Here is a 26,577-nt window from a genome sequence, read left to right on the forward strand (position 1 = left end):
TAAGTTGATTTTCTCTTTATTTAAAAAATAAACTTGTAAATTACAGTTCTTGTCCTGTGTTTTTTTGGTTGAAAGGTGTGTGCAGGTAATTAATATAAACGAAATGACTTCTGTGCTCATGTTGGCCTGTTGATCCATCAAATATTGTAGTTGCTATTATTTCTATGCGTAAATTATATTTTTGCTTAAAAATAGACATCACCTGTTAAAATAATTTTTATGGAAAATTGTTTTACTTATTGTGTCATGTAGTGTGTAAATATTTTACGGATTATTGTAAATCCGATATTATTAACAATAGATGCCGCTATATAGAATATAAAATTTCGGAAAACCTTACCGTGGAGATAAGATTATGGATTGGATTAAGCCCACATAAAAAAGCTAGGTATGGATTCTTACTGAAAGTAGTGAACCTATACCTAGCCTAACTTTTACGTTTGGAGTAAAATTTAATGCGCGCTGAGCTTATTTTTCTTTTCTTCATCAAAACCGGCTTCTAGTTCTGCCAGTTTCTTTTTGCCATACGCTAAACGTGTGATAGCAACAAATAATACCGGAACGATAAATATGGCCAGGAAAGTCGCTGCAGCCATACCACCAAACACGGTCCAGCCAATTGTTTGACGTGATACCGCACCTGCACCGGTAGAGATCATTAAAGGGATAATGCCTAGAATAAAGGCAAACGAGGTCATGATGATTGGTCGGAGGCGTAATTTCACTGCATCTAGAGTAGCCTCAATTAAATTCATACCAATATCTACCCGTTCTTTTGCAAACTCAACAATTAAGATCGCATTCTTGGCGGCCAAACCGATGATGGTAATCAACCCAATTTGTGCGAATATATTATTGTCGATCTTCGGTAATAAGGTAAGTGCCAGGATGGAACCAAAAATACCTAGCGGCACGGATAATAAGATAGAAAATGGTACGGACCAGCTCTCATACAAGGAGGCAAGTAAAAGAAACACAAACACGATACACAAGGCAAATACAATGATGGTCTGTGAACCCGACTCTTTTTCCTGCAAGGTGGTGCCCGAGAATTCGTAAGCGAATCCATCTGGTAAGACTTCTTGTGCTACCTCTTCTAGGGCTCGAATAGCGTCGCCAGAACTATAGCCTGCTCCGGCATCACCCATCACTTCGATAGCCCTGAATAGGTTGAAGTGATTAATCATTGCTGGCGCTTCAGCAAGCTCATAATTTACCAAGGTAGACATGGGCACAGATAGTCCTGTCACGTTTCTGACATACAGTTTGTTCAGATCCTCAATCTGCATCCTATAACTGGTATCTGCCTGTGATACTACGCGGAAATTTCTTCCATATAAAGTAAAGTCGTTGATGTAGCTACTTCCCATGTAGGCCGATAAGGTGGTGTATATGCTGGATATCGGTACGCCCATCGCTTTGGCCTGCTCGCGGTTTACGTGCAACTTATAGTTGGGTGTATTGGTATTAAATAGGGTGTATGCACGTGAAATCTCTGGACGCTGATTCGCAGCTGCAATGAATTTACGGGTAATATTTTCAAATTCCTTGATGTCGACGCTTCGCTCGTCCTGAATCAGAATAGAAAATCCACCGACAGAACCCAATCCTGGAATGGGAGGCGGGGCAACTGCCATGATGCTCGCTTTGTTGTAACGCGCGAACATACCCATAACTTGGGTGATCACTTCCTCGTTGGTGCGTGTTCGTTGGTTCCAGGGCTTCATAAACACGAAATAAGAGCCATTATTGGGTTTTGCAGACCGATTGAGAATGTTCATTCCAGAAATTTGTGTCATGTATTCAATCTCTGGAATAGAGTCAGTAATCCGCTCATATATTTCATCTAACACGGCTGTAGTTCGCGTGTTAGACGATCCTTCTGGCAGTGTGATTCCCATCATGAACAAACCATTATCCTCCTTCGGAATAAATCCAGTCGGTTTTTTACCAAACATGAACCCGGTTCCAATAAATATGCACAGCAAGATAATTAATACCAACGGCGTAGCTTTGATCGACTTCTGCACACCCTTGGAGTAGCGTTCGGTCACATTTCCAAACCAGACATTGAACTTATAAAATATCCTATTAATCCCTTTTGCATCTTTATTTATCGGGGAGGGTCGTAGCATGATCGAACAGAGAGCAGGCGTTAAGGTCAATGCTATAAAAGCAGATAACAGCACCGATACGGCAATCGTAATCGCAAATTGCTGATAGAGCTCACCTACCATACCCGGAATAAAGCCTACCGGTATAAATACCGCAGCAAGGATCAGACCTATTGCAATTACTGGTGCGGTGATGTCTTTCATAGCGCGCCGAGTAGCCTCTTTAGCCTCTAGTTTCTCGTGGTCAATATAGTGCTGTACAGCCTCTACTACCACAATGGCATCATCCACGACAATACCAATTGCCAATACAAAGGCGAGCATCGTTAAATTGTTGATCGAAAAGCCAAATAGATTGAAGAAGATAAATGTTCCGATAATGGAAACGGGAATCGCTATCACCGGAATCAACGTAGCACGCCAACTCTGTAGGAAAAAGAACACCACAACTGTTACCAAGATCAATGCTTCTATCAATGTGTGCAATACGGAATCAATGGAAGCATGCACCACAGAAACTGTCTCATAACTTACCATGTAATCCACGTCATTCGGAAATGACTTTTTCAACTGCGCTAATGTAGAATAGATACCCTCTGCAGTCTCCACAGCATTACTCCCAGGCATTTGATTGACCATCATTCCTGTGGAAATCACACCGTTTACTTTAGTGGACGTCGTATACATAAATTGACCCAATTCTACCCGCGCTATGTCTTTCAGAAGCACAATTGAACCATCAACGTTTGTCTTAACGATGATATCTTCAAAGTCTTCTTCCGTACTTAGATCACTATCGGTCACGATAGAATATTCGAAAACTTGAGATGATGATTGCGGTCGTCCACCTACGCTTCCGCCTGGTACCCTAGAATTTTGCTCTTGTATAGCTGCGCTGACATCTGCGGGGGTTAACCCGAGGTTTGATAATTTGTTAGCGTCCAGCCAAACTCGCATGGAGAAAGGCTGTCCGAAGGCCATCACATCCCCAACACCTGCCACCCGAAGGATGGCATCCCGAACATATAAGTTCGCATAATTGGCCAAAAACTTATTATCCCGCGTACCGTTAGGCGATATCAGGGAGATCATCATCAAAGCGTCTGCATTGGCTTTCCGCGTAATCACACCCAGACGGCGCACTGTTTCTGGTAGCACTGGTTCGGCAATGCCCACACGATTTTGTACATCTAGGGTGGCAATGTCGATATCGGTACCCACTTCAAAGGTCACGGTAATCCGAGACATTCCGTCAGAGGTACTGTTAGATTGCATGTAGATCATGCCAGGGGTACCGTTGATCTGACTTTCAATCGGCGTAGTCACGGTTTGCTCCACCGTCTGCGCATCAGCTCCTGTATAGGTGGCCTGTACCGTCACTGTGGGTGGCGCAATATTGGGGTATTGGCTGATCGGCAGCGTAATGATAGAAATAACCCCGATGATACAGATCAATATGGATATGACCATCGCCGTGACCGGCCTACGTATAAAAACTTCTGAAATCATATTCTCTCCTTATTGAATCTATTTTTTCTGAACCTTCAGCTTGTCGCCTTCAGCCAAATTATTTGCACCATCCACGATTACTTGTGCCCCGGCTTCCAGACCTTTCACCACAACTACCTTATCATTGAATTTTGTACCAAGCTCCACTGCATGAAATTCTGCCGTACTACTATCGCTAACGGTGTATACATTGGAAGAACCCAGTTGCTCTATGACCGCGCGCAATGGAATGACCAGTTGGTTTTCCATAGAGGTGTTTGCCAGACGCAAGGTTAGGTTCATACCTGCGCGAAGCCGATCGCCAGTATTATTAAATGTAGCTCGTACGCGGAGCGTTCCTGTTGTTCTGTCTACAGCTCGATCTATTACTGTAATTTTTCCGGGCTCTTCGTAGATGCTTCCGTCTGGCAAACGAACTTCTATACCGGCAGACGAATTATTTTTTTGCAGTTTGACGAGGCGTTCGATATCTCGTTCATTCACTTGAAATTCCACTGCGATAGGGTTCGTTGTGGATAGCGTGTTGAGCAAGGTAGTTCCTGCTGTCACCAACGCGCCATTACGGACCTGAGATATACCTACCGAACCACTGAAAGGGGCATAGATAGTAGATCGGCTTAGATTGGTGTTCGCATTGTCTACAGTGGCTTTTGCCGCCTGTACCTGCGCACGCTGATTCTTGACATCAGTCTCTGCATAGTCCAGGGTCTGCCGTGCGATAGCATCGCTTTTCGCTAGCTTTTGATAACGTTCTAAGTCGCGGCTTACGCGGTCGAGATCTGACTCTGCTACAGCAAGGTTAGCTTTTGCCTGATCCATATCAGCAGCATACCGCGTACGATCAATCTCATACAGCTTTTGTCCCTTAGATACCAAAGCACCGTCTGCCACGAGGATATTGGTAATATAACCGGATACCTCGGCACGGAGTTCAGTTTCTTGCAATGGTACTACGTAAGCAGGATACTCTTGATACCCCGTTACTATTTGTTCCTCTACCGTCACTACGCTCACATCCTTCTCGGTGTTCGTGCCTTGTGCGGCTTCTTGTTTGTTATTACCACACGATTGCCACAGGGCCGCCGACCCCAAAAAAAGCAAGTAATGTATCGTCTTTTTTGTCATTTTCGTTTAGGGTTTTTATTGAATTTGGATATTTCCCAATGCACGTTCTACATCAATTTTGCTCGCTAAAAGCGTATAAAGCGCATTTAGATAGTTCAGCTGGCTGGTTCTTAAGTCAGTCTCGGAGGTCATCAGATCCAAATAGGTTTTGATACCCTCATCATATTGTAGTTTGATGATATCATATACTTCTTCAGAAAGGGCAACATTCTCTCTGCTGACCTTCCAGTCGGTCATAAATGCCCGATAATTGGTGATCGCCTCCGAGTATTCTGCGCCAATTCTGTTCTTTAGATCCACCATGTCCCAGTCTAGCTGCATTTCCTGTAGTTGAGACCTGCGAATGTCGTGCTGTCGCCTAAAGCCTTGAAAAATAGGAACACTAAAAGTGAGACCTACGGAGGAGGCAGGAAAAGCGCGATTATAAAGCTGATTGAATTCAGTGTTGAAGTAATTGAGTTGATAGCTGGCCGCAGCGCTAACTGTGGGTAAGAACTGCCATTTTTGAAACTGTGTCGTCAATTCCTGTTCTCTTTTCATATTCTGCAATTGGCGATACTCAATGCGACGTTCTTCGATCAATACTTCAGTGGTATCCAGCATCACTTGTGCCTCTAGGTTCTCTTTATTAAAGGAAAGATCCATTGGGTAAGAAAGTGGTAGTGCTAAGAGCTGCTTCAGGAAGTCGTATTTGAACTTTCTGAACTCATGTGTTTTCTTAAGGTCAGCCTGTGCATTATTTAGGGATATCTGAGCCCGTTTATAGTCTGTTTTATCTACTAACCCTACTTCATAGCGTACGTTTGCATCAGTAAATTGCTGTTGTATTCGCAGGATGTTTTCCTGTATAATCTTAATTTGCTCTTCTGTAGTCAGGATGTCATAGTAGGCTTTGCTAACATCCACTACAGCATTTATTTTTTCATCCTCCACGGTCTGTTTGGTGCGCTCGCGGATCAATCTTGCTGCCCTGGATGCACGCATCAACTCCGGGTTTAATATCGCCTGACTGGCTTGTGCTAATAGGTTGCTGGTGTTACGTTGTCCCATTTCAATCAGATTGCCTCCGATAATAGTGGTGGGTATCTGTATGAAGTGACTTACTGCTCCCGAGGCCATTAGTTGTGGGAAGTATCCTGATAATGCGGATTTGATTTCTTTTTCGCCAATTTCTTCTCCAATATAGGCGTTTCGTATGGTAATCCGATTAACTAGCGCATAATCCAGAAGCTCCTGCAAAGTAGGTGTAGTGGATAATTCGGACGCTGCATCTTGCCCATACAGCTGAAGTGAAGAAATGCCAAGGCATATCGTAAAAATAAAATATTTTAAGTGACAGCTCATACGTCTTACGCTTTTATTGATGTCCATACTATATCTACCATTTCGTCTATCTGTTGTGGGTCCATAGAAACCTTTCCGAAGATTATCGATTTTACAAAAGATACGGCAACGCCGGTAAAAGCCGAACATAATAGTTGTATACTGATGTTTCTTAATTTGTTGTTTGTGCTTCCAAGTTTTAGAAACCCTTGGATGGTTTTCGCGTCCTCATCAGTCTGATTAATTTCTCTCATGCGCCGTTCCATTTCGTGAAACGGGGAAGAATAAAATTGATTCATAAACCGAAAATAAGAGGGATAGAGTGTATAAAATTGCACAAACCGTTTCCATATTATTTTGAACTCGTGCTCATAACTATGATTATCATGAGCCAATCCTTCGAAAAGGTAGGCCATCAATTTTGTCTTACAATACGAGTACAACTCCATGATCAAATCTTCTTTGGATTCGAAGTAATGATAAATGGTGCCTACGGAAACATTGGCAAGACGCGCAACCTGACTCATAGGAGTTCCGTGGAACCCATTGTCTTGTACAAGTTCTAAAGTACTCTGAAAAATTGCCTCTCTTTTATCTATATATTGAACGTTCATTCGATGGAGTCAAATGTAGTGCTTTTAACTATGAGTTGATTGTCAAAATCTCGTTATAGTGGATAGCAAGCAATGCATTATGGTAAAAAAGAGGTTACGTTACGACGCTGCTAACTATGTAAGCTATCCGATATTTGGATAATTATTTTTTTTCGGTAGCTGGCTTGAGGGATTTTTGTACTTCCTCTACCTCATATTTGGATTTTGCGTTGCCAAATCGCACAGTAACGTACGATAGCACGTAAGCAATATCAACCTCAGTTAACTCAGGTATGGCTGGCATATTTTCGGAATATGTATGGCCGGAAACGGTAATACTATCCTTTAGTCCAAAGCGAATAATCCGTGGCAGTGATGCGCGGTTGTCGTGTAAATAATTCGGATCCGTTAATGGAGGGTAAAGTTTGCCTAGTCCTTCACCTTGTGCACCATGACAATTTTGGCAATGCGTTCGGTATACTTTTTCACCATTGGTGACATATTGCATTGTTTTTATGTCGTAACTAGACTGGCAACTATATACTGTGTGCAAGAGTAAAATTAGTCCAGCTATGAGCGTAAGCACCGTGGTGTTACGCATTAGGAATCGGAATCTTCTTCTTTCAGGAGAATTTCAATATCTACCTGTAATTTTTTGACCTGCTCGTCGTCTGTGCCATCATACGCGCCGCGAATCCGACGCTGTTTGTCGATCAATACCAAGTATCCCTGATGATCGTATCCTCCAGGAGCATTGGCATCTTCTACTGTATAGACCAAATACTGGTCGGCCATGCCATAGACTTCTGCTTTGCTACCATTGACAAACTGCCACTGATCGTTATCTACGCCCAACTTTTTTGCATAGGCTTTTAGCACATGAGGCTGGTCGTACTTGAAATCAATACTGTGGGAAAGAAAAGCAATCCTATTGTCGCCTTTATAATCTTCATACACTTTCAGCATGTTTCTCTGCATGGTGGGGCAGATACTAGGACAATGGGTGAAAAAGAAATTGGCTACATATACCTTATCATGAAAGAACGCGTCAGTGAGCACAGTGCTATCCTGATTTACGAAGGAAAATGCCGGAATGGTATGGTAGATCGTGTCGACGACGGTTTTACCATCTACCTTACGTTCCACAGGCTCACGTTGTCCATAGATCGGAAGAGTCTGAGTAGCATGATTACAGGAAGCAAAGCTAATAACTAACAAAGCGACCAAACTGCACGATGCTTTGATTCGGTTTGTCATATTATTTTGCGTAAGTTTTCATTTTAGACTCAATTTCCTTGTTTACTTTATCAAATTGAGCGCGCATCAATGTGATGCGTTCCAATTCGCTTTCCTGATAGGCGATATCGTTGTTTTTTAAAGAGTAGTTACGCATCCAGTCCATCATGCCATCTGTAGCCGATTCAATGTCCTGCTTCAACGCCGTCAATTCTGTACGGATAGCAGCGGTATCCAATGCCGGATCTTCTGCTTTTAAAGTAGAAAGACCATTGAGAATAGAATCAATCTTTACCGATGTCTTATCAAATTTGCTAATCTGCGGCATGATCTCGTCATGCACTTCAATTGCTTTTGCAGACAAGGATTCTGGGTTAGTATTGTTGTCTGATTGTTTGTTTTCGCTGTTCTGGCAGGCTGTCATTAATACTGTTGCAACACCAAGGGATGCTACAAATGAGAAGGTTCTGTTCATAACACTTTGTTTATGTATTTGTTGTTGTACTGTTCGAGTTGAAATCAAATTGCAAGTTACGTATATAAATCTCATTACGTACGGTAGCGCAGTGAAGGCCATCCACATCGAAGATATCGGTAGAGAAGGTTTTGACGACTTTGCCATGTACGAGTAAGGTATCGAGAGCTTCCTGCATTTGCGCTGGGTCAAGAGTTACGGAAAAATGCAGGCTGCGGTATCCAGGTTTTTTATATTCGATGTGGGCAGATTTTAGCCAGGATATTGTTTTGTTCAGGCCTTTGCTTTTGACAAAAGCACCGATTAGCACAGGGTAAATAGGATCAATGGACGAAAAGATGGTGCCTCCGAAGATGGCCCCATTGCCATTCATGTTAAGCAAACTTTTGTGAACGACCACATCAGCTCCAGAGTAACCCTCACGAATGCTTTTTACCCATATCCGCTGAAAAAAGAATGGTGGATAGAAGCGAAGCACCCATTTTAGCCTATTTGGTGTAACCCTCATGCTGCAAAAGTAACGCTTTCTAGGTTACCTAAAGCGTAAAATTTTTTTTACCGATCAGGGCATTTTTTACAACGTTTGCCTTTTTTGTACTTTTTGCAACACTTTTTGAAGTCATATGGACTATTGGGTCCAAATGGATTAATACCTTTAGCGTACGTGTCAAACATATCTGGGCTGTTCAATACCGGTAATGAAATTAAGCTATCCTCGCTATACATAATACAAAGTTACTATATAATATGCAGATTATAATCCCTCAAGCTTGACTTTCAATTCATTGACTATATCTCTAGTGTAATTATGTATGATCTGAGGATTATCTGTGTTGTTGTGTATTACCAAGTCGCATTCTTCTTTGTGCGGTGCGAGGTAGGTGTCGAAAGAGGGAATCACGTGGTTAACCCATTTGTACATAACGTCATCGTGATCATAACCTCTTTCTTCTAAGTCCCTTTTCAGCCTACGCTTCAATGCAATCTGCTCACTGGCATCGATAAAAATTCGATAATCCAACAAATTATTCACTTCTTGATAATGGAAAATAAATAAACCTTCAACCACCAAGATCGGCGCGGGATTAATGGTCAGCATTTTCGGTTTGATGTTTGGATTATTAAACGTGTATTCTTCTTTGAGGATGCTTTTTCCTTCAAAAAGTGCGTTTATATCGTCGTAAAATGACTGACGGTCGATTGAAGTAGGTAGATCGAAATTATAAAGACGGTTCTCTTCCTGTGTTTTGGTATTGGCAGGAATGTAGTAGTCGTCTTGAGAAATCAGCGTTACATCGTGTTTAGCAAAATGGTTGAGGAAGCTGTTTAAGAAAAATGTCTTTCCAGAGCCACTACTTCCAGCTATGCCAATAACATAAGGTTTTACCATAAGATTATTCTGTAGGGATTCCGTAAGTAATTTCGATTAGAAAACGCTTGTCTACCGCTCCTATGTAGGCTGCTGCCGACTTTGATAAAACGACGATAGCATCTTGTGTCTCCGTGTTTTCAGAAAACTTACCGACTACCTTTGCGTATGTAACACTCTTGGATATTGGGTTGGTAATCTTCAAAATAGTGCCGATAGGAGCGGTCTTATGCAATGCCAAGTTACTGTTGTTTTTTGTCTCCAGATTTTCCATCCATACAGCAATTCCCTTTTCGGAGGACTCGCGTACACCATATCTTCCAGCTTGGATATTACGCACCGGTACATCATCGATCCTTTCAACGACTAGGGGAGGTGCCGTAGCAACTACGGGCTCGGGAGGGAGGTTGCCATCGGGTATGCGTAGTAGTTGGCCTTCTCTTAGGTTGTCTGATTTTAAGTTATTTAGACGTTTAATATCATCTACGTTTGTTTGAAAACGTTTCGCGATAGCGTATAAAGTTTCATTGGATCCAACCTTATAATCCGTTAGGATATCATCCGGTGAGACGGCGGCGCTAGCGGGTATGGCGGTTGCTGCGAGCGGCTGCCGATCTTCCTTAATATTGCTTGGGATACGTACTGTATCGCCAACACGGAGATTTTTTTTATTATTGGCAGCCATTATATCGTTGACCGGGATACTATATGTCCGGCTCAATGCATAATAAGTTTCTTTTGCCTTTACTTCGTGAATGATATAGGTCTTACCATCCACCGTTTCTGTTTTTTGTCCTGTTGCCGTTTGCGCCTGCACTGCAGTCGAACAAATAAGTAATCCTAAACACAGCAGTAAAAGGCTACTAGATTTCCGCTTAATTATCGATGCCATCATATTTTGCAATTATACTAAATACGAAACAATTTCATGTTTATTATCTGCCATAAAGAATAAATGGTTGCCCACCTGAAAGTAAGGTTGAGGAAACATCTTGGGAATCGCAGACTGCACAACAACCTGATCGTGTACCTGCTCCAAGTCACTTACGGCAATATGTAAATCATATCCGTTGTTTTGTTGTGTGTGATAACACCAGAGGTACGCCTCTGAAAGCTTGCTTATCCACAGGTCTTGGCACACAGGATGGTCGGGTAAAAATGCTGGGCGATGCTTATCGTAAGCTAGGGGGAACGATACCCTATTTTTAGGATATCGTTGCAAAACGACATCACTAACAGGAAATACCTCGCCGGTCGTGAGCGCAATAAGCTGCTCCCCACCGCTGGTAAAACTACGATGCCGAACATGTAGGTAATCTTCACAGACATCGAGTAACGTATATTCATAGCTGGTAAATACGGGCGTTTCAGTACGTATGTTTACAACTTGAATACCCTCCTTGGTAGGAGTTTGTTCTCCCACCTTTTTCAGGATCAGAAAATCTTTCTGGAGACCTTCCATGGTCCAATCTTTCTCTTCAGGACTATATCTCATCAGATCCATCCCATCTTCAAAACGAAGAATATGATACGTTGGGAGGGTGGTTTGCGAATCCCGGATTTCCACACCAATTTCGTCTCGGTATCCATTTACCTCTATCTTCCAGATATTCTCAATAAAGTCTTTCTGAAACACTTTTTTTATTGTATTTTTAAGCATGTGTATGTCCTCCATTGCACAGTAAAAACGAATAATCGTATGAGCAAATTTATAAAATTGACGTCGTTGCTGGTAATTTTCTTTACCATCGTCAGTGTGCATAGTTACGCACAACGGGTTTATGAATTCAGCGTGAAGGATGAGATTGGTCCGGGGGCATGGTATGTCACAAAGAATGCTTATGCCAAGGCAAAAGCATCGGATGCGCAATATTTGCTACTGGAACTGAATACCTTCGGCGGTGCAGTAAATTTTGCGGATAGTATTCGATCTCTTCTATTGAATTCGGATATGAAGACCATCGTCTACATTAACAACAATGCAGCCTCGGCTGGAGCGTTGATCTCTCTAGCAGCAGATCATATCTTCATGCACTCTGGTTCGAGTTTAGGGGCGGCTACGGTAGTGGATGGATCTGGAGAAGTATTGCCCGAAAAATATCAATCTTACATGCGTGGACTCATGCGCGCCACCGCAGAAGCCAAAGGCCGTAATGCCCGGATGGCCGAAGCATTTGTAGACCCAAGTATCTCTGTGCCCAACCTCAAAGAAGATGGTAAACTGCTTACCTTGACGGCATCTGAGTCCGTTAAGGCAGGTTTAGCTGATGCGGAAGTGAAGTCGACTGCACAGATTTACGAGAAATTAAGTATTTCAAAGCCCGAGATCACAGTGCATCAGACTACAATGGTAGATCGCATCGTCGGCTTCCTCATTAATCCATTAGTGAGTGGATTCCTGATTATGGGGATTATTGGTGGGATATATATGGAGCTACAAACACCAGGACTTGGTTTTGCAGGCGTGTTAGCACTTATCTGTGGAGGTTTGTTTTTCGCTCCGTTATACCTACAAGGTTTGGCGGATCATTGGGAGATACTAATTTTTGTAATAGGTGTCATTCTTATGGCACTGGAGGTCTTTGTTATTCCGGGGTTCGGCGTAGCCGGAATTTTAGGTATTATATGTATGCTTTGTGGATTAGCCTTCTCCATGGTCGCAAACGATTTTTTAGATTTTCAACTTTCAAAACCGGGATTATTAATGGATGCGTTTTTAGTGGTCGTAGGAGCAATGGTATTGTCCATCATCCTTATTGTTATTTTTGGAAAAAATGTGCTGCGTTCTCCGGCATTTCGGAGGTTGGTTCTTGCGGATGAGCAGCTGGCAGAGGGTGGCTATACCTCCTCCGTGCCAAAGCTAAACCTGATAAATCAGGTAGGCGTAGCAACAACCGTGTTACGTCCTTCCGGTAAGATTGAAATAGAGGGCAATTGGTATGAAGCTGTCGCAATGGATGGCTTTATTGATCTCGGTGAAAAGGTCTGTGTAATTAAACACGAAAATTATACCTTATTTGTACGTAAATACATCGCGCCAGCAGCAATCTCGTAACAAATAATATTATAATAGAGCGTAGGTTAGCTTGGTCATAACCTACTTTGTTAAATGGTGGATATATTCCTATAGATATATGCAAAAGGGCTTTCGGAGAATTCTCCGAAAGCCCTTTTGCATAGGGAGTATAACGAGTATAATAGGATGAGAAGCAAGGAGCTTATTTCTTTGTGAGCTAAGGGGGATTAATATGAGCCCATATCATAGATCAATGATTTATCTCTAAGGGATAAAATAATAAAAGCTCTTCAGATCAATCTGAAGAGCTTTTATTATAGTTGCTAGCCTAAGTGCTAATCTTTTTTAGATAAGTCTAACGACTTCTGCCGGAAGAACCTCCACGACTTCCGCCGCCACCTCCACGGCTAACACCACCACCGCCACCAGAGCTACCTCTACTCATACTGCTTCCAGAAGATGAGCGTGTCGGTTGCGAGGTTCCGCGGTTTATAGTAGATCTAGAAGGCGGAGTGGCTGATCTAGGAGTAGCGCTTCTCCCTACATTACCACCAGTACGACCGCTAGGTGCACGACCTACGTTACCGCCTTGCGCTCTACCAGCCGGCTGGCGTGTCGAACCCGTTGCGCCGCGGCCTACCGTCCCTACATTACGAGACGGGTTACCAGCTGCTCCTCTCACCGAAGATGAACCTGCACGGCCAGATGAGTTACCTACAGTCCCACGGTTACGTACTGTTCCAGCTCCACGCGAAGATGTAGCTGTACCTCTTCCAGATGCTGCACGACCACTGGATACCGTAGCACCACGTGACCGACCCGCCGCTGTTCCATTTAATATTCTACCACTACCATCACGAGCAATTCGTCCGCTACTGGCTCTGCCGCTAGCACCACTTGCACCACGAAAACTATTAGCGGATGCACGACCACTGGCTACTCTATTGTTGCGAGATCCATAGTAATGATTACCATATCCGCCGCCCCAGCCGCCAAATTGTCCATAATAAGGATGTCCCCAAGAGTTGAAGCCCCAAGGATGACCCCATCCCCAGCCGCCACCCCAACCGAAGCCACCGCCCCAACCGAAGCCCATGCGCCATGGAGATCCCCATCCCCAGCCGCCACCCCAGCCGAGGCCACCGCCCCAACCGAAGCCCATGCCCCAGCCAGCATTCATACCCATGCCCCAGCCACCATAACCCATCCATGGGTCAAACCATGGATCGTAATACATCATGCCTGGGCTGGTGTAATAGAATCGATTAATGCGATTCGCATATTCTAGGTCGCTGAACTCATCGTCGTAATAGCCTCCAGCGTATTGACCATTGTCCGCATACGCTTCGTCCATCAAATCTCCATCGCCGTAATCGTCAACATAGTCGTCTGCGTAATAATCACCTTGTGCCACAGCAGCACTTCCTGCTGCACCTGTGTAATAATAGTCGGGGCTCTGGTAAACTCCTCTGTCGCGTGACGCTACACTTCCGCTATAACGTCTGCTAGAACAGGAGCTACTGATTAGCACCAATAGTAGCGCCAAAATGCCGTAGTATATTTGATTGTGTTTCATGTTTCTCATCCCGTTAATCTTTCGATAATTTCAGTCCTAATTATTAACTTAGACCCCTAATTAGAGAGGGGGTTTAATCCGGCTCACTAAATTATACATATTTTTCGATTCAAAGGTTTTATGAGCAAGGGTATTACGAGCAGAGGCGAAGATTATTCGCAGTGGTATAATGATTTGGTGGTGAAAGCCGACTTGGCGGAGCACTCTGCTGTTCGGGGTTGTATGGTGATTAAACCGTATGGATATGCAATCTGGGAGCGTATGCAAGCAATTTTGGATAAGCGATTTAAAGAGACGGGCCATTCCAATGCGTACTTTCCATTATTTATTCCAAAATCCTTTTTTTCTAAGGAAGCATCACACGTAGAAGGATTTGCTACCGAGTGTGCAGTAGTCACGCATTACCGACTTAAAAACGATGGCACTGGAAAGATTGTTGTCGATGAAGATGCCAAATTAGAAGAAGAGCTAATTGTGCGACCTACATCAGAAACAATTATCTGGAATACATACAAAGGCTGGGTAGAGTCGTATCGAGATCTACCAATTTTAGTCAACCAGTGGGCGAATGTAGTGCGGTGGGAGATGCGAACACGACTATTTTTGCGTACAGCAGAATTTTTGTGGCAAGAAGGTCATACGGCGCATGCAACAGAAAAGGAAGCTATTGAAGAAGCCGAGCGCATGTTAGATGTGTATGCTGAATTTGCGGAAGGTACTTTAGCCGTACCGGTGATCCGTGGGCGCAAGACGGAGAATGAACGTTTTGCGGGTGCCTTGGACACCTATTGTATCGAAGCCTTAATGCAGGATGGCAAAGCGCTACAAGCAGGTACATCTCATTTCCTCGGACAAAATTTTGCAAAGGCATTTGACGTAAAATTTACTTCTAAAGAAGGTAAATTAGAGCACGTATGGGCAACCTCTTGGGGAGTATCTACTCGCCTTATGGGCGCGCTCATCATGGCGCACTCTGATGATCAAGGCTTGGTACTGCCTCCTAAATTAGCTCCGATTCAAATCGTCATCGTGCCCATCTTTCGTACCGACGAAGAGAAGCAAGCCATCGATAACTACGTAGATAACTTAATTGGCGAGTTGAAAGCATTGGACGTCTCTGTCAAATACGATGATCGTGATACGCAACGTCCGGGCTTTAAGTTTGCCGAATGGGAGTTGAAAGGCGTGCCGTTACGTATTGCTATTGGTGCCCGCGATATGGCAAATGGTACCGTAGAGTTGGCTCGTAGAGATAATCAAACCAAAGAAACTGTTCCTCAGGAAGGGCTGTCCGGTCACGTGGTCTCGTTATTGGATGAAATTCAAGAGGCCATTTATAATAAAGCACGTTCTTTCCGTGACGAACACATCACACCAGTGGATAGTTACGAAGAATTTAAATCAGTGCTGGATACCAAAGGTGGATTTGTATCCTGCCATTGGGATGGCACAGTAGAGACCGAGAAACGCGTAAAGGAGGAAACTAAAGCTACTATTCGTTGTATTCCACTGGATGTGCAGGAAGAAGCAGGTGTCTGTATCTTTACCGGAAAACCTTCCAGTCACCGCGTTCTTTTTGCTAAAGCATATTAAAGGCTAACTAGGTTTTAATTCAAGACATCGTTATGGCTCGTTTCTTAATTCTGGGATGTGGTTGGGTTGGCGAAGCCTTTGCGCTATTGGCTGTTGCTCGTGGGCAGGAGATCACTGTAACCGTCACATCCGAAGAGAAAGCGCAGCGATTGCGAGATCAAGGTGTTGAGGCTTTGGTGCATAATTTTGATCAAAGTGCTGCTCTGGCATTAGAAGAACAACACTTTGACTATGTTTTAAATAGTATTCCTGCTTCCAAAAAGAACGAGATACTTTTCGTTAAAAATAGGTTCCAAAACGTGGCTAAGCTACTAGGGAATTTAGCCTATCAAAAGCATATCTATTTAAGTTCTATTGGAATTTATCCGGAGCAGTCCCAATCTTTTGATGAGTCCTTTTCAGACGAAGCGCAAATGAGTGATATCCTTTTGCTAGCGGAAAAAATAGTAGGACCATTGCCCAATACCATTGTTTATAGACTCGGAGGTTTATTTGGACAGCAACGTATTTTTGCTAAATATTTTCAGGACAAAGTTTGTCAATCGGGAGAGCAGTCTGCGAATTTTATCCATTTAGATGATGTAGTTCAGTTGCTATGGCTCGGCTTTACTCAGCCACTTTCGCAACCGGTGTACAATGTGGTTTGTCTGCACCATCCAAAAAAGGAAGCGGTGATTCGTGCTTCTGCAGCTAAATATGGCTATGGCTTACCATCGGCCTTTGCAGATGGAGCATCTTATGATAAGGTCGTTTCTGGAGATCAGATCGTGCGAGAGCTGAATTATAGTTTTGTGTATCCATCTCCATTAGATTTTTAAAAAGAAAAATACGATTCTGTACCACGTTATTTTGAAATTTATTTTCAATCGGATGCAGACTTTCGTACATTTGTGACGTATTTAAAAGAGATCAACAATTTTATGGAAAATACAGTGTTTGAAAGGCCGGCAAAGACGACCGACAATAATGCGAATCGTACAGAATATTATGTGACCCTAACGTTCGCCATCATCATCGGTTTGATCGGTGTATTCATCCGTTTTGTACCCGATGTTATTGTAGCATTAGATCAGTTTGAATCTTTGTTTTCTTGGATCGCCAACATTGCTATCATTATTGCATCTGTTATAGCATTCAAGATCGTTTTCGATATATTAGGTTTCGGAAAGAATAAGTAATCACCGATTCTTCAACAATATTTAAACTCCTGATCGTTTAATACGATTAGGAGTTTTTTTGTGGCTCCTGCGCTAGCAGCGAGTGGAAGATCTGAAAATAGGCTTCGGCCATTTTATCCCAGCTAAAGTTTGCTAAGGTATAGTCGCGGAACTGTTTGCGAAGCGCATAAATATCATCGCTATTATGATCCAAAAAAGATAAACTTTGCAGCCAGGAAGGCACATGCTCTGGAGTCACTAAAAATCCGTTTTTTTGGTGCTGAACGGCATCGGTGATGCCTTCTATGCTAGCCGCAAATACGATAGCTCCACTGCTACTTGCTTCCAGACATACCAGGCCAAATCCTTCCATATCTCCGGCAACGAATATATTGGGCATAACAAACGCGGTGGCTTCGCTTAATACAATTTGTAGATCAGACGAAGGTATTTTTCCCAGATGTGTTGCCCGTGTGGCATATCTAGGGTTTTGCAGCAGCTTCCTTAATGCTTGCTGATCGGAGGGATACCCCAGAAAGAGCATAATGAGGTGCCGCCATTTCGCGGGTAATGTATTTAAAACACGTTCTTTCCAGGTTGCTTTTGCAGCGAAAGGGCCGATTACCAAGACGTGGTATTTTTGATCTAGCTGCGGGAGAACATGTCTTATAAACCAGGAAAAACCTTTGCGTTTTACCGGTCTTCCTAGCAGCACTAGGTATCGCTTTCCGGAAGGTATATGGTGTTTTGCTAGCAGTGCGGTTATTTTTTGCGTGTTGTTTTCTGCCGACCAATGGTGATCAATTCCGTTAGAGACGACTTGTACCCGATGCTGATGCACACCGCGATTAATGATGGCCTGTGCCGTAGCTTGACTCACCGCAATAATCTGATCAAAATGATTGAATCTAGGAATTATCCTTCGCTGAAAAAAGCTAAAAGGAAAAACGACATCCAATCCATGTACAGTGACTACTTTTTTGAGGTGATCGTAGCCGCGATGATACAGTGCCAGACTTGCAATCAGGCCATCATTAAAGTGGATAACACGAATTTCTGGATGTCTGTGTAAAACATTGATAATACGACAGTTAAGTCTTCTGAAAAATCGAATAATAGATTCTGAACCATCATGTACCAGCTGATGCACTTTTGCATACTGATGCATTCGGGTGATCAGCTCAAAGCTCTGCTTTTCCATGCCACCGGTACTGGGAGGGTACTTGTGGCTAACAAACAGAATGGACACATCACTTACTGAGTGCATAAGGTGGTTTGCTTTGTTTGGTGAAAAATACATACGCGATACAACCTACGGCGGCCCAGATCAACTGTCGGAATCTGCGTAATAAGGAAATGCTGATCCACATAGTTACGCTTTGTACACCTATCGCGGCCAATACAACTTTGTTTCCCAACTCCTCTATCCCGATTTGTCCTGGAATAAATGCGCCTACGCTTTTGATCAGGATTACACCCATATCCATTAAAACAGATTGCATCATCGCGATATTGATTCCCAGTAGGGATAGTATCAGGTAGAATTCAAGACTGCCTACAATCCAGTGTAGCAACGCAAAGAGATAGGAAAGGAAGAAGGCCTTTTTGTTGGATCGAAATGTTGTTTTAAGATCTGATAGTGTACGTACGATCTTATTTTTGTATCTGCCAATTTTTGTGGTTGCTGCGGTCTCTTTTAGGAAAGAAAAGGATGAGCCTTTGCTACGATATATCCAGTAGAACAGGGCAATTTGTATCGTTGTTAACGCGATTAGCAATAGGTATATCACAGGTCTTGTGTTTTCAATAGGGTTTGTGCCCTCGATATGATAAAGCAACCATAGGAGTGCCAGAGTAGACAGTAATACTTGCGATAATACCATGGTCATGCGGGAGGATACGACAGAATTGGCGGCGGATCGCTCGCTGATTTGCAACCTCAATAAGTAGTATATTTTCGTTAGATCACCACCAACCACACTGGTTGGATTGAAAAGGCCTACCGTCTCACCAATTTGTCTTATGAAGAATAATCGAAAGGTGCTTACTTTTTTCGGCCTATCCTTTAAATAAACCTGCCAGGATAATGTGCCGAGATAGTATGCCAAAGCCGTAATTGGGAATACCATCAATACGGAATATCCTACCGTGTAAAGCGTGTGAAGTACGGATCTAAAATCTGTTTGGTGCAGGAATAGTGCCATGCAAACACAAACCGAAAGAACGATTATATAGTTGAAAACTTTCATTAACTCGCTTTCCCTATCCACTTCTTGCCGGCACCTACAGCAAGTAGGGTGACATCTTCGAAATAGCGATGGGCCAAGGTATCCCAGTCCAACTGTTGCACCGTTGCCAGCGCATTGGAGCGTACTCGATCATATAGTTTGTCGTTATTTAGAAGTTGGTTAATATAGCGTAAGTATTCTTCCGGCTGCATGGGATCGCACTTGTAACCGTCGACACCGTGAGATACCAGATCGGCACTGCCCCCACCGTCTCCAATCACACAAGGCAGTCCAGAAGCCATGGCTTCCGTAACCACATTGCCATACGTTTCTGATATAGATGGGAAGACAAAGACATCCGCAGATGCATAAAGCGTAGCCAACGATTCGTGATCTTGTTTGCCCAGAAAATAGGCATGTGGCATGCGTCGCTGCATTTCTTTCTTGGCAGCACCATCTCCGGCTATAATCACATTGTACGGGAGATGGTAAGTTTCAATCAGATTCGCCAGTCCAATTAAGGTTTCCAAGTTTTTCTCCCATACTAGTCTGCTGGCAAATAGGATGTTTTTATGGGTATTTTTTGTGATTTTGTGCAATGAGTTTCGGGCGCTATGTGCCGGATTGAATAGTTTTAAATTAATTCCTCTTTGCCAAAGTGTCAAACGGTTGTGCTCGATACCAATCTTTCCCAAACCCTGTATCATGCTAGGCGTAGGAACATAAATCTTGTCGCAGTTATTATAGAAGCGAAGCATTGCTCCAGACATCCAATTGACGATAGGCTTTACTAGAAAAGCTAAGTTTTTGAAATAATAGGGGATGTAGGCTAAGAAATGAGTATGGTAGATACTAATAACCGGTATATTCCTTTTTTGCGCATAGCGCAATGCAAAAAAACCTAGTGCCGATGGGGTTGTAATATGAATTACATCTGGCGAAAACTGATCTAATTGTGCATATAGGCGTTGCTTCGTCAACGCGGGTAGCGCAAAAGAATAATCATCATTCACCGGTAGGCGAAGACAGGGTATTTTCAAGGATTCGAAATGCCTAAACTGTTCCGGGCCATTGCCATATACGAATAGGTACGAAAATTCCTTCGAATCGATACGATCTATTAGTTGAAAAACAGTACGGGCAGCACCATCAAAGTCTTTGATCAGGATCTCGGCAAATAGCGCGACTTTTATCATAGGTTGTAGCAGTATATTTATAAAGCTACGTTGTGGGTATTAATTATATATTTTTTTAGAGTTAAACTTTTATCAATAAACCATTCATTACATATGATTGTTAGTATATTCGGGAGTAGTTAATTAAGTAAAATCATAACAATAAATTAGTAGAAACGTCATATGAGTTTTCTCACTTTGGTACTAGAACAGCAACTACAAGTCATGACCTGGACTAGTGTTTTTATTCCGTACGAGCGATGGCGACTCTTAGTGGGTATTTTACTAATTTTTGCTATTATGATTTGGTATCTCGTTAATTACAAGCGGGCAACCGCGCGGAATACCTTCGTTTACAATATGCCTTATGAGTTGAAAGATGCCCATGCTGGAAGTCTTAATCTTCTCACGTACAACATTGCTGGACTCCCCGAACTAATTTCGAGTGCGAAAACACCGCGGGCAGAAAGTATTCGTTCCATCGGGCTAAAAGTCGATCAGTTTGATCTGGTTAATGTACAGGAAGATTTTAACTACAACGTCGATCTGTATCAATTTAATCAACATCCTTATCGTACCGACACCAAGGGGAAAGTGCCTTTTGGGGATGGCTTGAATACGCTTTCTAAATATCCGATCATGGAGCTGCGGCGCATCCCGTGGCAGCATTGTAATGGTTCTGACTGTCTTACGCCCAAGGGGTTTGCCCACATGCGCGTGCAGCTGGCGAAAGATGTCTATATTGATTTGTATAATATGCACGCTACTGCACACACGAGTAAAGCAGCGGTACAGGCCCGGAGAAATAATATGGAGCAGTTGGCGGAATATATTAATACGCATTCCGAAGGCAAAGCGTTGCTGATTATGGGAGATTTTAATGCACACTATGCATTTATGGGAGATAATATCCATTCTTTTAAAAAGCAGACAGGCGTGGTGGATCCGTGGGTGGATTTTTTCTTGGAAGGAAAGATACCGGAACCTTATGCTGATTTTATGATCCCGCATAAACTAGAGCTTACCACAGATATGGAATCTATCGATAAGATTTTATATCGCCACGGGAATGACGTTAAACTTATCCCAAAAAGTTATGCGATCGAAGATGAGTTGTTCTCTACCGACGCCGGCGAACACCTAAGTGATCACCTCGCGATTTCGCTCAGTCTGGATTGGGAATATATAGGCGATAAGCCTATAAATTAATGGATCACTTCTCGAATTCCATCCAGTATCACAGCACATGCCTGATCGATCTCTGCTGTTGTAATCGTTAATGGTGGTGCTAATCGAAGGGCTGTTTCACAGTGCAAATACCAATCAATCATCACACCTCGAGTTGCACAATAATTACTAACGGCGTACACCTGATCAAATGTGTCCAGTTGCAGGCACATCATCAGTCCGATTCCACGAATCTCTTTGATTTGTGGAATATCAAAAGCTTTTCGAAAGCGGGCCGCTTTCTCCACAACCTGCTCCACCAACTTTTCTTCCTGAATTACTGCTAGTGAGGCGCGTGCCGCAGCACAGCTCACCGGATGCCCGCCGAACGTAGTGATATGGCCAAGCATGGGATTATCTTTAAATACATCCATCATGTGCTTGGGTGCAACAAATGCACCTAAAGGCATGCCGCCACCAATTCCTTTGGCCAACATCAGTATATCGGGTACAACGTCAAAATGCTCAAATGCAAACATCTTTCCGGTACGCCCAAAACCAGTTTGAATTTCATCAAAGATCAGAAGAGCGCCGGTATCGCTACATTTTGCTCGTAGCGCTTGCATATAGGCAACAGAAGGAACGCGAACACCTGCTTCGCCCTGTATTGGCTCGATAATAACGGCGGCAGTTTCCTCTGTGATTAAGTCTAGATCTGGTGTAGCACCAAAATCGATAAAAGAAATTTCAGGCAAGAGTGGGGCATAAGCCCGGTGATATTCTTCGTTTCCGATTAAGCTAAGCGCTCCCTGTGTGCTACCATGGTATGCTTTGCGTGCCGCTATGATCTGTCTTCTTCCGGTATATTTCTTCGCCAGTTTCATAGCACCTTCTACCGATTCCGCTCCAGAATTAGTGAGGTATACCGAGCCAAAAGTGGGAGGCAGGCATGCGAGCAATTCGGTCGCAAAATATACCTGCGGGGCTTGTACAAACTCGCCATACACCGTAACATGAAGGTATTTTTCCAGCTGCTGCTGGATCGCTTCGATAACCTTTGGATGCCGATGTCCAATGTTGCTAACATTAAATCCAGAGACCAAATCCATATACTGCTGACCATCTGGCCCGTAAAGATAGATTCCTTCTGCTCTCGCAATTTCTACTAGCCGGGGTGAGTTGGAGGTCTGTGCGGTATTACGCAAGAAAAGTTCTCTGTTACTGATCATAGGTGCAAAGGTACATGCCCTAAAACAAAGAAAGAAGCTTTGAAGCTTCTTTCTATCTATTTTTTCGACTCTGTAATTCTCGGTACAGCATATCTTTAAATTCCTGCTCTACCATGAAAAATTCCGAGGCTCGGGCTGCTCCGATTACGTCAGCGAACTTTGCCCGATATTGTTTTTTTACCTCTACCTCCTTTGAATCAAATTCAATCAGATCACTATTTCTACGATCATTCTGGTTAGATAGCATATTAGATTTCGCCGATTTTACCGAGCGCATGCTTCTACTATATTGATTGTAGATGGGGAAAAACCGTTGCGCTTCAGATGGTGTTAGATTAAGATGTTTGGTAACATAAGCTACTTTTTGGTTCTCAATCTTTTCGTAAGCATCATCACTTTGAGCAATCGCAAAAGTAATCATGCAACAAAAGGCACACATCGTCAATAAAATATGATTCAATCGGATCATTATAACATCTGGTTTATGTACGCTTCCAAATCCTGCTCATCTAACTTCGAACAGACCTTCTCTTCGGCGTTTTCGTCGTTGTCGTAAATATATTCCACAAAATAATCAAGATGGTCATGGTCGTTGTTCAACGCCAGGTATCCAATCAACTCATCGTCGGAAATCGCATCTAACGATGGTTCGGCCATTGCTTGCTGTGCTACAGGAGTTACGGCCTGCTCCGAATTTAATCCGAAATACGCTCCAATAGACAGTACAAATAGCAAACAGGCTGCTGCACTATATTTCATCCAACGCTGGATAGAAATAACTCTTTCCGGTTTAGCCGTCTTCTCTTCATTTTCAGATACGGTTGCGATACGCTGCGTAATCCGGGTACTTAGTGAATCAAAGTAGTTGTTTTCGACTGTAAAACCATCTTCCGGAGATTTAGCCAAAAGAGTATTAAGCTTCACCGCAGAGAAGATCTCCTCTTGCGACTCATCGAAATAATCGGCGGGTACATCAAAACCAGCTTCTTCATTGTCCGATAAAATTTCATCTAAAGAAATACGTAGCTTGATTTGTGCGGTAAGGTCTTCGAAATATGTCGGTGACAAGCTGTTATCAGACGGCAACTCATCGTCCGTCATCTGTGGTAGCTGGCAAAGCCTTTTAAGGTGTGCAGCAGCTTCCTCAAAATAATCGGAAGGTACCAAAAAGGGATTTACATCACGGAAATCGGGAAGGCTTCCCCCTTCTAGATTATCTTCATATGTGTTGTTTTCCTTCATGATATGACTATAGAGTGAGTCGCCTTGAAAAGGTTTAATCGTTCGAGCGAAAAAAAAGTTCTATTTTCTTCACTGCTAAATGGTAAGAAGCTTTAAGTGCTCCTACGCTTGTTCCAACAATTTCGGAGATTTCTTCGTATTTCAGATCTTCAAAATATTTCATGTTGAATACCAAGCGCTGCTTCTCGGGTAGTTTTAGCAATGCTTGCTGCAGTTTCATCTGCGCAGCATCTCCGTTAAAGTAAGAAGAAGCAGTTAATGTGCTCGAAAGATAGGAGGAATCTTCTTCGTCCAATGAGACATGTTGTTTCTGCTTCTTCTTATTTAAAAAGGTAATACATTCGTTCGTAGCTATACGATAGAGCCAAGTATATAGTTGAGAGTCTTCTCTAAATTTTTCCAAATTGCGCCATACCTTCACAAACACATCTTGCACCACATCGTCGGCATCATCGTGATCGATGACCATACGGCGTACATGCCAGTATATTTTCTGTTGGTATTTCTTGAGTAATAGATTGAAGGCTTCTTCTCTCGTACTCTCGTTGGCAAACTTGGCTATTATTAGAGCGTCTTCCATATATTACTTACGAGTTATCACTTTGCGCACAGCGGCAACAATAGCGGCAGCATTCAGGCCATATTTATCCATCAATTCATCTGGTTTTCCTGATTCGCCAAAGCTATCATCTACTGCTACGTATTCTTGTGGGCTAGGTAAGTGGCGTGCCAATACTTGTGCAACACTATCACCCAAACCACCCAATCTGTTGTGTTCTTCTGCAGTAACTACACATCTCGTTTTGGAGACTGATGCCAATATGGCTTCTTCGTCCAGCGGTTTGATGGTGTGGATATTGATGATCTCAGCCGAGATACCCAATTTCTCCAATTCTTCACCTGCTTGAATAGCCTCCCACACTAAATGTCCGGTGGCAACGATCGTTACATCTGTACCTTCGTTTAGCATAACCGCTTTACCAATCACAAAATCCTGATCAGCAGGAGTGAAGTTCGGCACTACCGGTCGTCCGAAGCGTAGATATGTAGGTCCTACATGGTCTACCAACGCCAATGTAGCTGCTTTTGTTTGGTTGAAGTCACATGTATTGATCACAGTCATGCCAGGTAACATCTTCATTAAGCCAATATCTTCCAGAATCTGATGCGTGGCACCGTCTTCTCCTAAGGTCAATCCGGCATGAGAAGCACAGATCTTAACGTTTTTGTCTGAATAGGCGATGGATTGACGAATTTGATCGTAAACCCGGCCAGTAGAGAAATTGGCAAAAGTGCCTGTAAAAGGGATTTTATCACCAATCGTCATTCCGGCAGCAATCCCCATCATATTTGCTTCGGCAATACCGATTTGAAAGAATCGTTCTGGAAATTCTTTGATGAAATCATTCATCTTTAACGAACCAATCAGGTCGGCACATAATGCCACTACGTTTTCGTTCTTTTTTCCGGCTTCCAATAAGCCTGCGCCGAAGCCCGAACGCGTATCCTTTGATTCTGTATATGTGTATTTTTTCATGTCTTCTTAGCTGTTCTGAATTTGTTTTGTTATCCGATCGATATCAAGCTGAATCGACTAGTAATCCCCTAAGGTTTCTGGATTTTGCGCCAATGCCGAGGCTAATTGCTCGTCATTAGGTGCCACACCATGCCATTTGTGCGATCCCATCATAAAATCTACACCGTAGCCCATGCCTGTGTGCAATAAAATCATGACTGGTTTACCTTTGCGCGAACGTGATTTCGCATCATCTAATCCTTCTAAGATCGACGCCATGTCGTTTCCTTTTAAAATGTCTAAGACATCCCAACCAAAAGCTTCCCATTTAGCGCGAAGATCTCCTAAACTCAATACATCTTTGGTAGCGCCATCAATCTGTGCTCCGTTATAATCCACCGCCGCAATGACATTATCCATTTTGTTGTGTGCAGCATACATAGCAGCTTCCCAGATTTGCCCTTCTTGCAATTCGCCATCACCCATAAGCACATATACCGTCTGCGGATCTTTGTCTAACTTTTTTGCTTGGGCTGCGCCAATAGCTACAGAAAGACCTTGCCCTAATGAGCCCGATGCAATGCGAATACCCGGCAGATGCTCATGCGTAGTGGGATGTCCTTGCAAACGCGAGTCGATCTTTCTGAAAGTAGCTAATTCCGAAGCCGGAAAATATCCTGCCCGCGCTAGCGTACTGTAAAAAACCGGGGAGATATGCCCATTGGAAAGGAAAAATAAATCCTCTCCCGAAGCATTGAAATTAAATGAAGGATCATGCTTCATGGCATGAAAATATAAAGCAACGAAATAGTCGGTACAACCTAAAGACCCACCCGGATGGCCGGATTGACAGGAGTGAACCATACGCACAATATCGCGCCTTACTTGGGATGCAATCTGTTCTAACTTAGTAATATCTGCACTCATTATTTAT

Annotated in this window: 26 protein-coding genes; 5 read left to right on the top strand and 21 right to left on the bottom strand. The window is 43.1% G+C overall.

Annotated features, from left to right (window positions below; all coding sequences use genetic code 11):
* Nucleotides 1-452 precede the first annotated feature (452 nt).
* The 11 genes from M8998_RS14210 to M8998_RS14260 all read right to left on the bottom strand — a co-directional run bounded on the left by M8998_RS14210 (nucleotide 453) and on the right by M8998_RS14260 (nucleotide 11,404).
* Entirely contained in the window at nucleotides 453-3,623 is a 3,171-nt protein-coding gene (locus M8998_RS14210) for an efflux RND transporter permease subunit (RefSeq protein ID WP_249993922.1), read from the bottom strand.
* 18 nt (nucleotides 3,624-3,641) lie between these two features.
* Nucleotides 3,642-4,748, bottom strand: a complete 1,107-nt coding sequence (locus M8998_RS14215; protein ID WP_249993924.1) for an efflux RND transporter periplasmic adaptor subunit — start codon at nucleotides 4,746-4,748, stop codon at nucleotides 3,642-3,644.
* A 15-nt stretch (nucleotides 4,749-4,763) separates the two neighbouring features.
* Nucleotides 4,764-6,092: a TolC family protein gene (locus tag M8998_RS14220; protein ID WP_249993926.1), complete on the bottom strand. Its 1,329-nt coding sequence runs from the start codon at nucleotides 6,090-6,092 to the stop codon at nucleotides 4,764-4,766.
* 5 nt (nucleotides 6,093-6,097) lie between these two features.
* On the bottom strand, nucleotides 6,098-6,685 hold the full coding sequence (locus M8998_RS14225; RefSeq protein ID WP_249993929.1) for a TetR/AcrR family transcriptional regulator: 588 nt from the start codon (nucleotides 6,683-6,685) through the stop codon (nucleotides 6,098-6,100).
* Between the two features lie 142 nt (nucleotides 6,686-6,827).
* Entirely contained in the window at nucleotides 6,828-7,172 is a 345-nt protein-coding gene (locus tag M8998_RS14230) for a c-type cytochrome (protein WP_249993931.1), read from the bottom strand.
* 92 nt (nucleotides 7,173-7,264) lie between these two features.
* The gene (locus tag M8998_RS14235; RefSeq protein WP_249993933.1) at nucleotides 7,265-7,921 is read right to left on the bottom strand and encodes an SCO family protein; all 657 of its coding nucleotides are present in this window, start codon (nucleotides 7,919-7,921) and stop codon (nucleotides 7,265-7,267) included.
* Nucleotide 7,922: 1 nt separating this feature from the next.
* Nucleotides 7,923-8,375 (bottom strand): transposase, encoded by a 453-nt coding sequence (locus tag M8998_RS14240; RefSeq protein WP_249993935.1) that lies wholly within the window; start codon nucleotides 8,373-8,375, stop codon nucleotides 7,923-7,925.
* A gap of 10 nt (nucleotides 8,376-8,385) precedes the next feature.
* Nucleotides 8,386-8,883 (bottom strand): hotdog fold domain-containing protein, encoded by a 498-nt coding sequence (locus tag M8998_RS14245; protein ID WP_249993937.1) that lies wholly within the window; start codon nucleotides 8,881-8,883, stop codon nucleotides 8,386-8,388.
* A gap of 246 nt (nucleotides 8,884-9,129) precedes the next feature.
* A complete protein-coding gene (locus M8998_RS14250) occupies nucleotides 9,130-9,765 on the bottom strand; it encodes a uridine kinase family protein (protein ID WP_249993940.1) in 636 nt (211 codons plus the stop codon).
* Between the two features lie 4 nt (nucleotides 9,766-9,769).
* A complete protein-coding gene (locus M8998_RS14255; protein WP_249993942.1) occupies nucleotides 9,770-10,639 on the bottom strand; it encodes a LysM peptidoglycan-binding domain-containing protein in 870 nt (289 codons plus the stop codon).
* Between the two features lie 9 nt (nucleotides 10,640-10,648).
* Entirely contained in the window at nucleotides 10,649-11,404 is a 756-nt protein-coding gene (locus tag M8998_RS14260; protein WP_249993944.1) for a hypothetical protein, read from the bottom strand.
* A 39-nt stretch (nucleotides 11,405-11,443) separates the two neighbouring features.
* Here M8998_RS14260 and M8998_RS14265 point away from each other — a divergent pair, with 39 nt between their 5' ends.
* Complete coding sequence (locus M8998_RS14265; protein ID WP_249993946.1) at nucleotides 11,444-12,799, top strand: NfeD family protein; 1,356 nt, start codon at nucleotides 11,444-11,446, stop codon at nucleotides 12,797-12,799.
* Nucleotides 12,800-13,115: 316 nt separating this feature from the next.
* Here the strand turns inward: M8998_RS14265 and M8998_RS14270 are convergent, their stop codons facing one another.
* Complete coding sequence (locus M8998_RS14270; RefSeq protein ID WP_249993948.1) at nucleotides 13,116-14,336, bottom strand: TrbL/VirB6 family protein; 1,221 nt, start codon at nucleotides 14,334-14,336, stop codon at nucleotides 13,116-13,118.
* A gap of 120 nt (nucleotides 14,337-14,456) precedes the next feature.
* On the opposite strand from M8998_RS14270, the gene proS reads away from it, so the two are divergent.
* The 3 genes from proS to M8998_RS14285 all read left to right on the top strand — a co-directional run bounded on the left by proS (nucleotide 14,457) and on the right by M8998_RS14285 (nucleotide 17,107).
* Nucleotides 14,457-15,929 carry a proline--tRNA ligase gene (gene proS, locus M8998_RS14275; RefSeq protein WP_249993950.1) on the top strand — a complete coding sequence of 491 codons (1,473 nt, stop codon included), beginning with the start codon at nucleotides 14,457-14,459 and terminating at the stop codon, nucleotides 15,927-15,929.
* A 32-nt stretch (nucleotides 15,930-15,961) separates the two neighbouring features.
* A complete protein-coding gene (locus tag M8998_RS14280) occupies nucleotides 15,962-16,747 on the top strand; it encodes a saccharopine dehydrogenase NADP-binding domain-containing protein (protein WP_249993952.1) in 786 nt (261 codons plus the stop codon).
* A gap of 102 nt (nucleotides 16,748-16,849) precedes the next feature.
* The gene (locus M8998_RS14285; RefSeq protein WP_249993955.1) at nucleotides 16,850-17,107 is read left to right on the top strand and encodes a hypothetical protein; all 258 of its coding nucleotides are present in this window, start codon (nucleotides 16,850-16,852) and stop codon (nucleotides 17,105-17,107) included.
* 46 nt (nucleotides 17,108-17,153) lie between these two features.
* On the opposite strand, the gene M8998_RS14290 is transcribed toward M8998_RS14285, so the two are convergent.
* Genes M8998_RS14290 through M8998_RS14300 form a run of 3 tightly spaced genes read right to left on the bottom strand, consistent with a single transcriptional unit; the run spans nucleotide 17,154 to nucleotide 20,510 of the window.
* The gene (locus M8998_RS14290) at nucleotides 17,154-18,353 is read right to left on the bottom strand and encodes a glycosyltransferase family 4 protein (protein ID WP_249993957.1); all 1,200 of its coding nucleotides are present in this window, start codon (nucleotides 18,351-18,353) and stop codon (nucleotides 17,154-17,156) included.
* Nucleotides 18,337-19,335: a lysylphosphatidylglycerol synthase transmembrane domain-containing protein gene (locus M8998_RS14295; RefSeq protein WP_284040489.1), complete on the bottom strand. Its 999-nt coding sequence runs from the start codon at nucleotides 19,333-19,335 to the stop codon at nucleotides 18,337-18,339. The genes M8998_RS14290 and M8998_RS14295 overlap by 17 nt, the downstream gene beginning before the upstream one ends.
* The gene (locus M8998_RS14300) at nucleotides 19,335-20,510 is read right to left on the bottom strand and encodes a glycosyltransferase family 4 protein (RefSeq protein WP_249993961.1); all 1,176 of its coding nucleotides are present in this window, start codon (nucleotides 20,508-20,510) and stop codon (nucleotides 19,335-19,337) included. Before M8998_RS14300 ends, M8998_RS14295 begins: the two co-directional genes overlap by 1 nt.
* 162 nt (nucleotides 20,511-20,672) lie before the next feature.
* Between M8998_RS14300 and M8998_RS14305 the strand changes: the two genes are divergently transcribed.
* Nucleotides 20,673-21,698: an endonuclease/exonuclease/phosphatase family protein gene (locus tag M8998_RS14305; protein WP_249993963.1), complete on the top strand. Its 1,026-nt coding sequence runs from the start codon at nucleotides 20,673-20,675 to the stop codon at nucleotides 21,696-21,698.
* On the opposite strand, the gene M8998_RS14310 is transcribed toward M8998_RS14305, so the two are convergent.
* The 6 genes from M8998_RS14310 to M8998_RS14335 are packed head-to-tail and all read right to left on the bottom strand — an operon-like array spanning nucleotide 21,695 to nucleotide 26,570.
* Complete coding sequence (locus tag M8998_RS14310) at nucleotides 21,695-22,885, bottom strand: aspartate aminotransferase family protein (RefSeq protein ID WP_249993965.1); 1,191 nt, start codon at nucleotides 22,883-22,885, stop codon at nucleotides 21,695-21,697. The genes M8998_RS14305 and M8998_RS14310 overlap by 4 nt on opposite strands.
* Before the next feature lie 52 nt (nucleotides 22,886-22,937).
* Nucleotides 22,938-23,354: a hypothetical protein gene (locus tag M8998_RS14315; RefSeq protein ID WP_249993967.1), complete on the bottom strand. Its 417-nt coding sequence runs from the start codon at nucleotides 23,352-23,354 to the stop codon at nucleotides 22,938-22,940.
* A complete protein-coding gene (locus M8998_RS14320; RefSeq protein WP_249993969.1) occupies nucleotides 23,354-24,127 on the bottom strand; it encodes a hypothetical protein in 774 nt (257 codons plus the stop codon). The genes M8998_RS14315 and M8998_RS14320 overlap by 1 nt, the downstream gene beginning before the upstream one ends.
* 34 nt (nucleotides 24,128-24,161) lie before the next feature.
* A complete protein-coding gene (locus M8998_RS14325; protein ID WP_249993971.1) occupies nucleotides 24,162-24,707 on the bottom strand; it encodes an RNA polymerase sigma factor in 546 nt (181 codons plus the stop codon).
* Nucleotides 24,708-24,710: 3 nt separating this feature from the next.
* On the bottom strand, nucleotides 24,711-25,664 hold the full coding sequence (locus M8998_RS14330; RefSeq protein ID WP_249993972.1) for a transketolase family protein: 954 nt from the start codon (nucleotides 25,662-25,664) through the stop codon (nucleotides 24,711-24,713).
* Between the two features lie 57 nt (nucleotides 25,665-25,721).
* The gene (locus tag M8998_RS14335) at nucleotides 25,722-26,570 is read right to left on the bottom strand and encodes a transketolase (protein ID WP_249993973.1); all 849 of its coding nucleotides are present in this window, start codon (nucleotides 26,568-26,570) and stop codon (nucleotides 25,722-25,724) included.
* Nucleotides 26,571-26,577 lie beyond the last annotated feature (7 nt).

This window comes from Sphingobacterium sp. lm-10, from assembly GCF_023554555.1.
In the GTDB taxonomy this organism is placed as follows: Bacteria; Bacteroidota; Bacteroidia; order Sphingobacteriales; family Sphingobacteriaceae; genus Sphingobacterium.

Coding starts and splice junctions, on each gene's coding strand:
- M8998_RS14245 (WP_249993937.1), bottom strand. CDS start 8,883: ATGAGGGTTACACCAAATAGGCTAAAATGGGTGCTTCGCTTCTATCCA.
- M8998_RS14225 (WP_249993929.1), bottom strand. CDS start 6,685: ATGAACGTTCAATATATAGATAAAAGAGAGGCAATTTTTCAGAGTACT.
- M8998_RS14240 (WP_249993935.1), bottom strand. CDS start 8,375: ATGAACAGAACCTTCTCATTTGTAGCATCCCTTGGTGTTGCAACAGTA.
- M8998_RS14250 (WP_249993940.1), bottom strand. CDS start 9,765: ATGGTAAAACCTTATGTTATTGGCATAGCTGGAAGTAGTGGCTCTGGA.
- M8998_RS14315 (WP_249993967.1), bottom strand. CDS start 23,354: ATGATCCGATTGAATCATATTTTATTGACGATGTGTGCCTTTTGTTGC.
- M8998_RS14310 (WP_249993965.1), bottom strand. CDS start 22,885: ATGATCAGTAACAGAGAACTTTTCTTGCGTAATACCGCACAGACCTCC.
- M8998_RS14285 (WP_249993955.1), top strand. CDS start 16,850: ATGGAAAATACAGTGTTTGAAAGGCCGGCAAAGACGACCGACAATAAT.
- proS (WP_249993950.1), top strand. CDS start 14,457: ATGAGCAAGGGTATTACGAGCAGAGGCGAAGATTATTCGCAGTGGTAT.
- M8998_RS14220 (WP_249993926.1), bottom strand. CDS start 6,092: ATGAGCTGTCACTTAAAATATTTTATTTTTACGATATGCCTTGGCATT.
- M8998_RS14330 (WP_249993972.1), bottom strand. CDS start 25,664: ATGAAAAAATACACATATACAGAATCAAAGGATACGCGTTCGGGCTTC.
- M8998_RS14270 (WP_249993948.1), bottom strand. CDS start 14,336: ATGAAACACAATCAAATATACTACGGCATTTTGGCGCTACTATTGGTG.
- M8998_RS14295 (WP_284040489.1), bottom strand. CDS start 19,335: ATGAAAGTTTTCAACTATATAATCGTTCTTTCGGTTTGTGTTTGCATG.
- M8998_RS14305 (WP_249993963.1), top strand. CDS start 20,673: ATGAGTTTTCTCACTTTGGTACTAGAACAGCAACTACAAGTCATGACC.
- M8998_RS14325 (WP_249993971.1), bottom strand. CDS start 24,707: ATGGAAGACGCTCTAATAATAGCCAAGTTTGCCAACGAGAGTACGAGA.
- M8998_RS14290 (WP_249993957.1), bottom strand. CDS start 18,353: ATGCACTCAGTAAGTGATGTGTCCATTCTGTTTGTTAGCCACAAGTAC.
- M8998_RS14260 (WP_249993944.1), bottom strand. CDS start 11,404: ATGCTTAAAAATACAATAAAAAAAGTGTTTCAGAAAGACTTTATTGAG.
- M8998_RS14210 (WP_249993922.1), bottom strand. CDS start 3,623: ATGATTTCAGAAGTTTTTATACGTAGGCCGGTCACGGCGATGGTCATA.
- M8998_RS14300 (WP_249993961.1), bottom strand. CDS start 20,510: ATGATAAAAGTCGCGCTATTTGCCGAGATCCTGATCAAAGACTTTGAT.
- M8998_RS14265 (WP_249993946.1), top strand. CDS start 11,444: ATGAGCAAATTTATAAAATTGACGTCGTTGCTGGTAATTTTCTTTACC.
- M8998_RS14230 (WP_249993931.1), bottom strand. CDS start 7,172: ATGCAATATGTCACCAATGGTGAAAAAGTATACCGAACGCATTGCCAA.
- M8998_RS14320 (WP_249993969.1), bottom strand. CDS start 24,127: ATGAAGGAAAACAACACATATGAAGATAATCTAGAAGGGGGAAGCCTT.
- M8998_RS14280 (WP_249993952.1), top strand. CDS start 15,962: ATGGCTCGTTTCTTAATTCTGGGATGTGGTTGGGTTGGCGAAGCCTTT.
- M8998_RS14255 (WP_249993942.1), bottom strand. CDS start 10,639: ATGATGGCATCGATAATTAAGCGGAAATCTAGTAGCCTTTTACTGCTG.
- M8998_RS14235 (WP_249993933.1), bottom strand. CDS start 7,921: ATGACAAACCGAATCAAAGCATCGTGCAGTTTGGTCGCTTTGTTAGTT.
- M8998_RS14215 (WP_249993924.1), bottom strand. CDS start 4,748: ATGACAAAAAAGACGATACATTACTTGCTTTTTTTGGGGTCGGCGGCC.
- M8998_RS14335 (WP_249993973.1), bottom strand. CDS start 26,570: ATGAGTGCAGATATTACTAAGTTAGAACAGATTGCATCCCAAGTAAGG.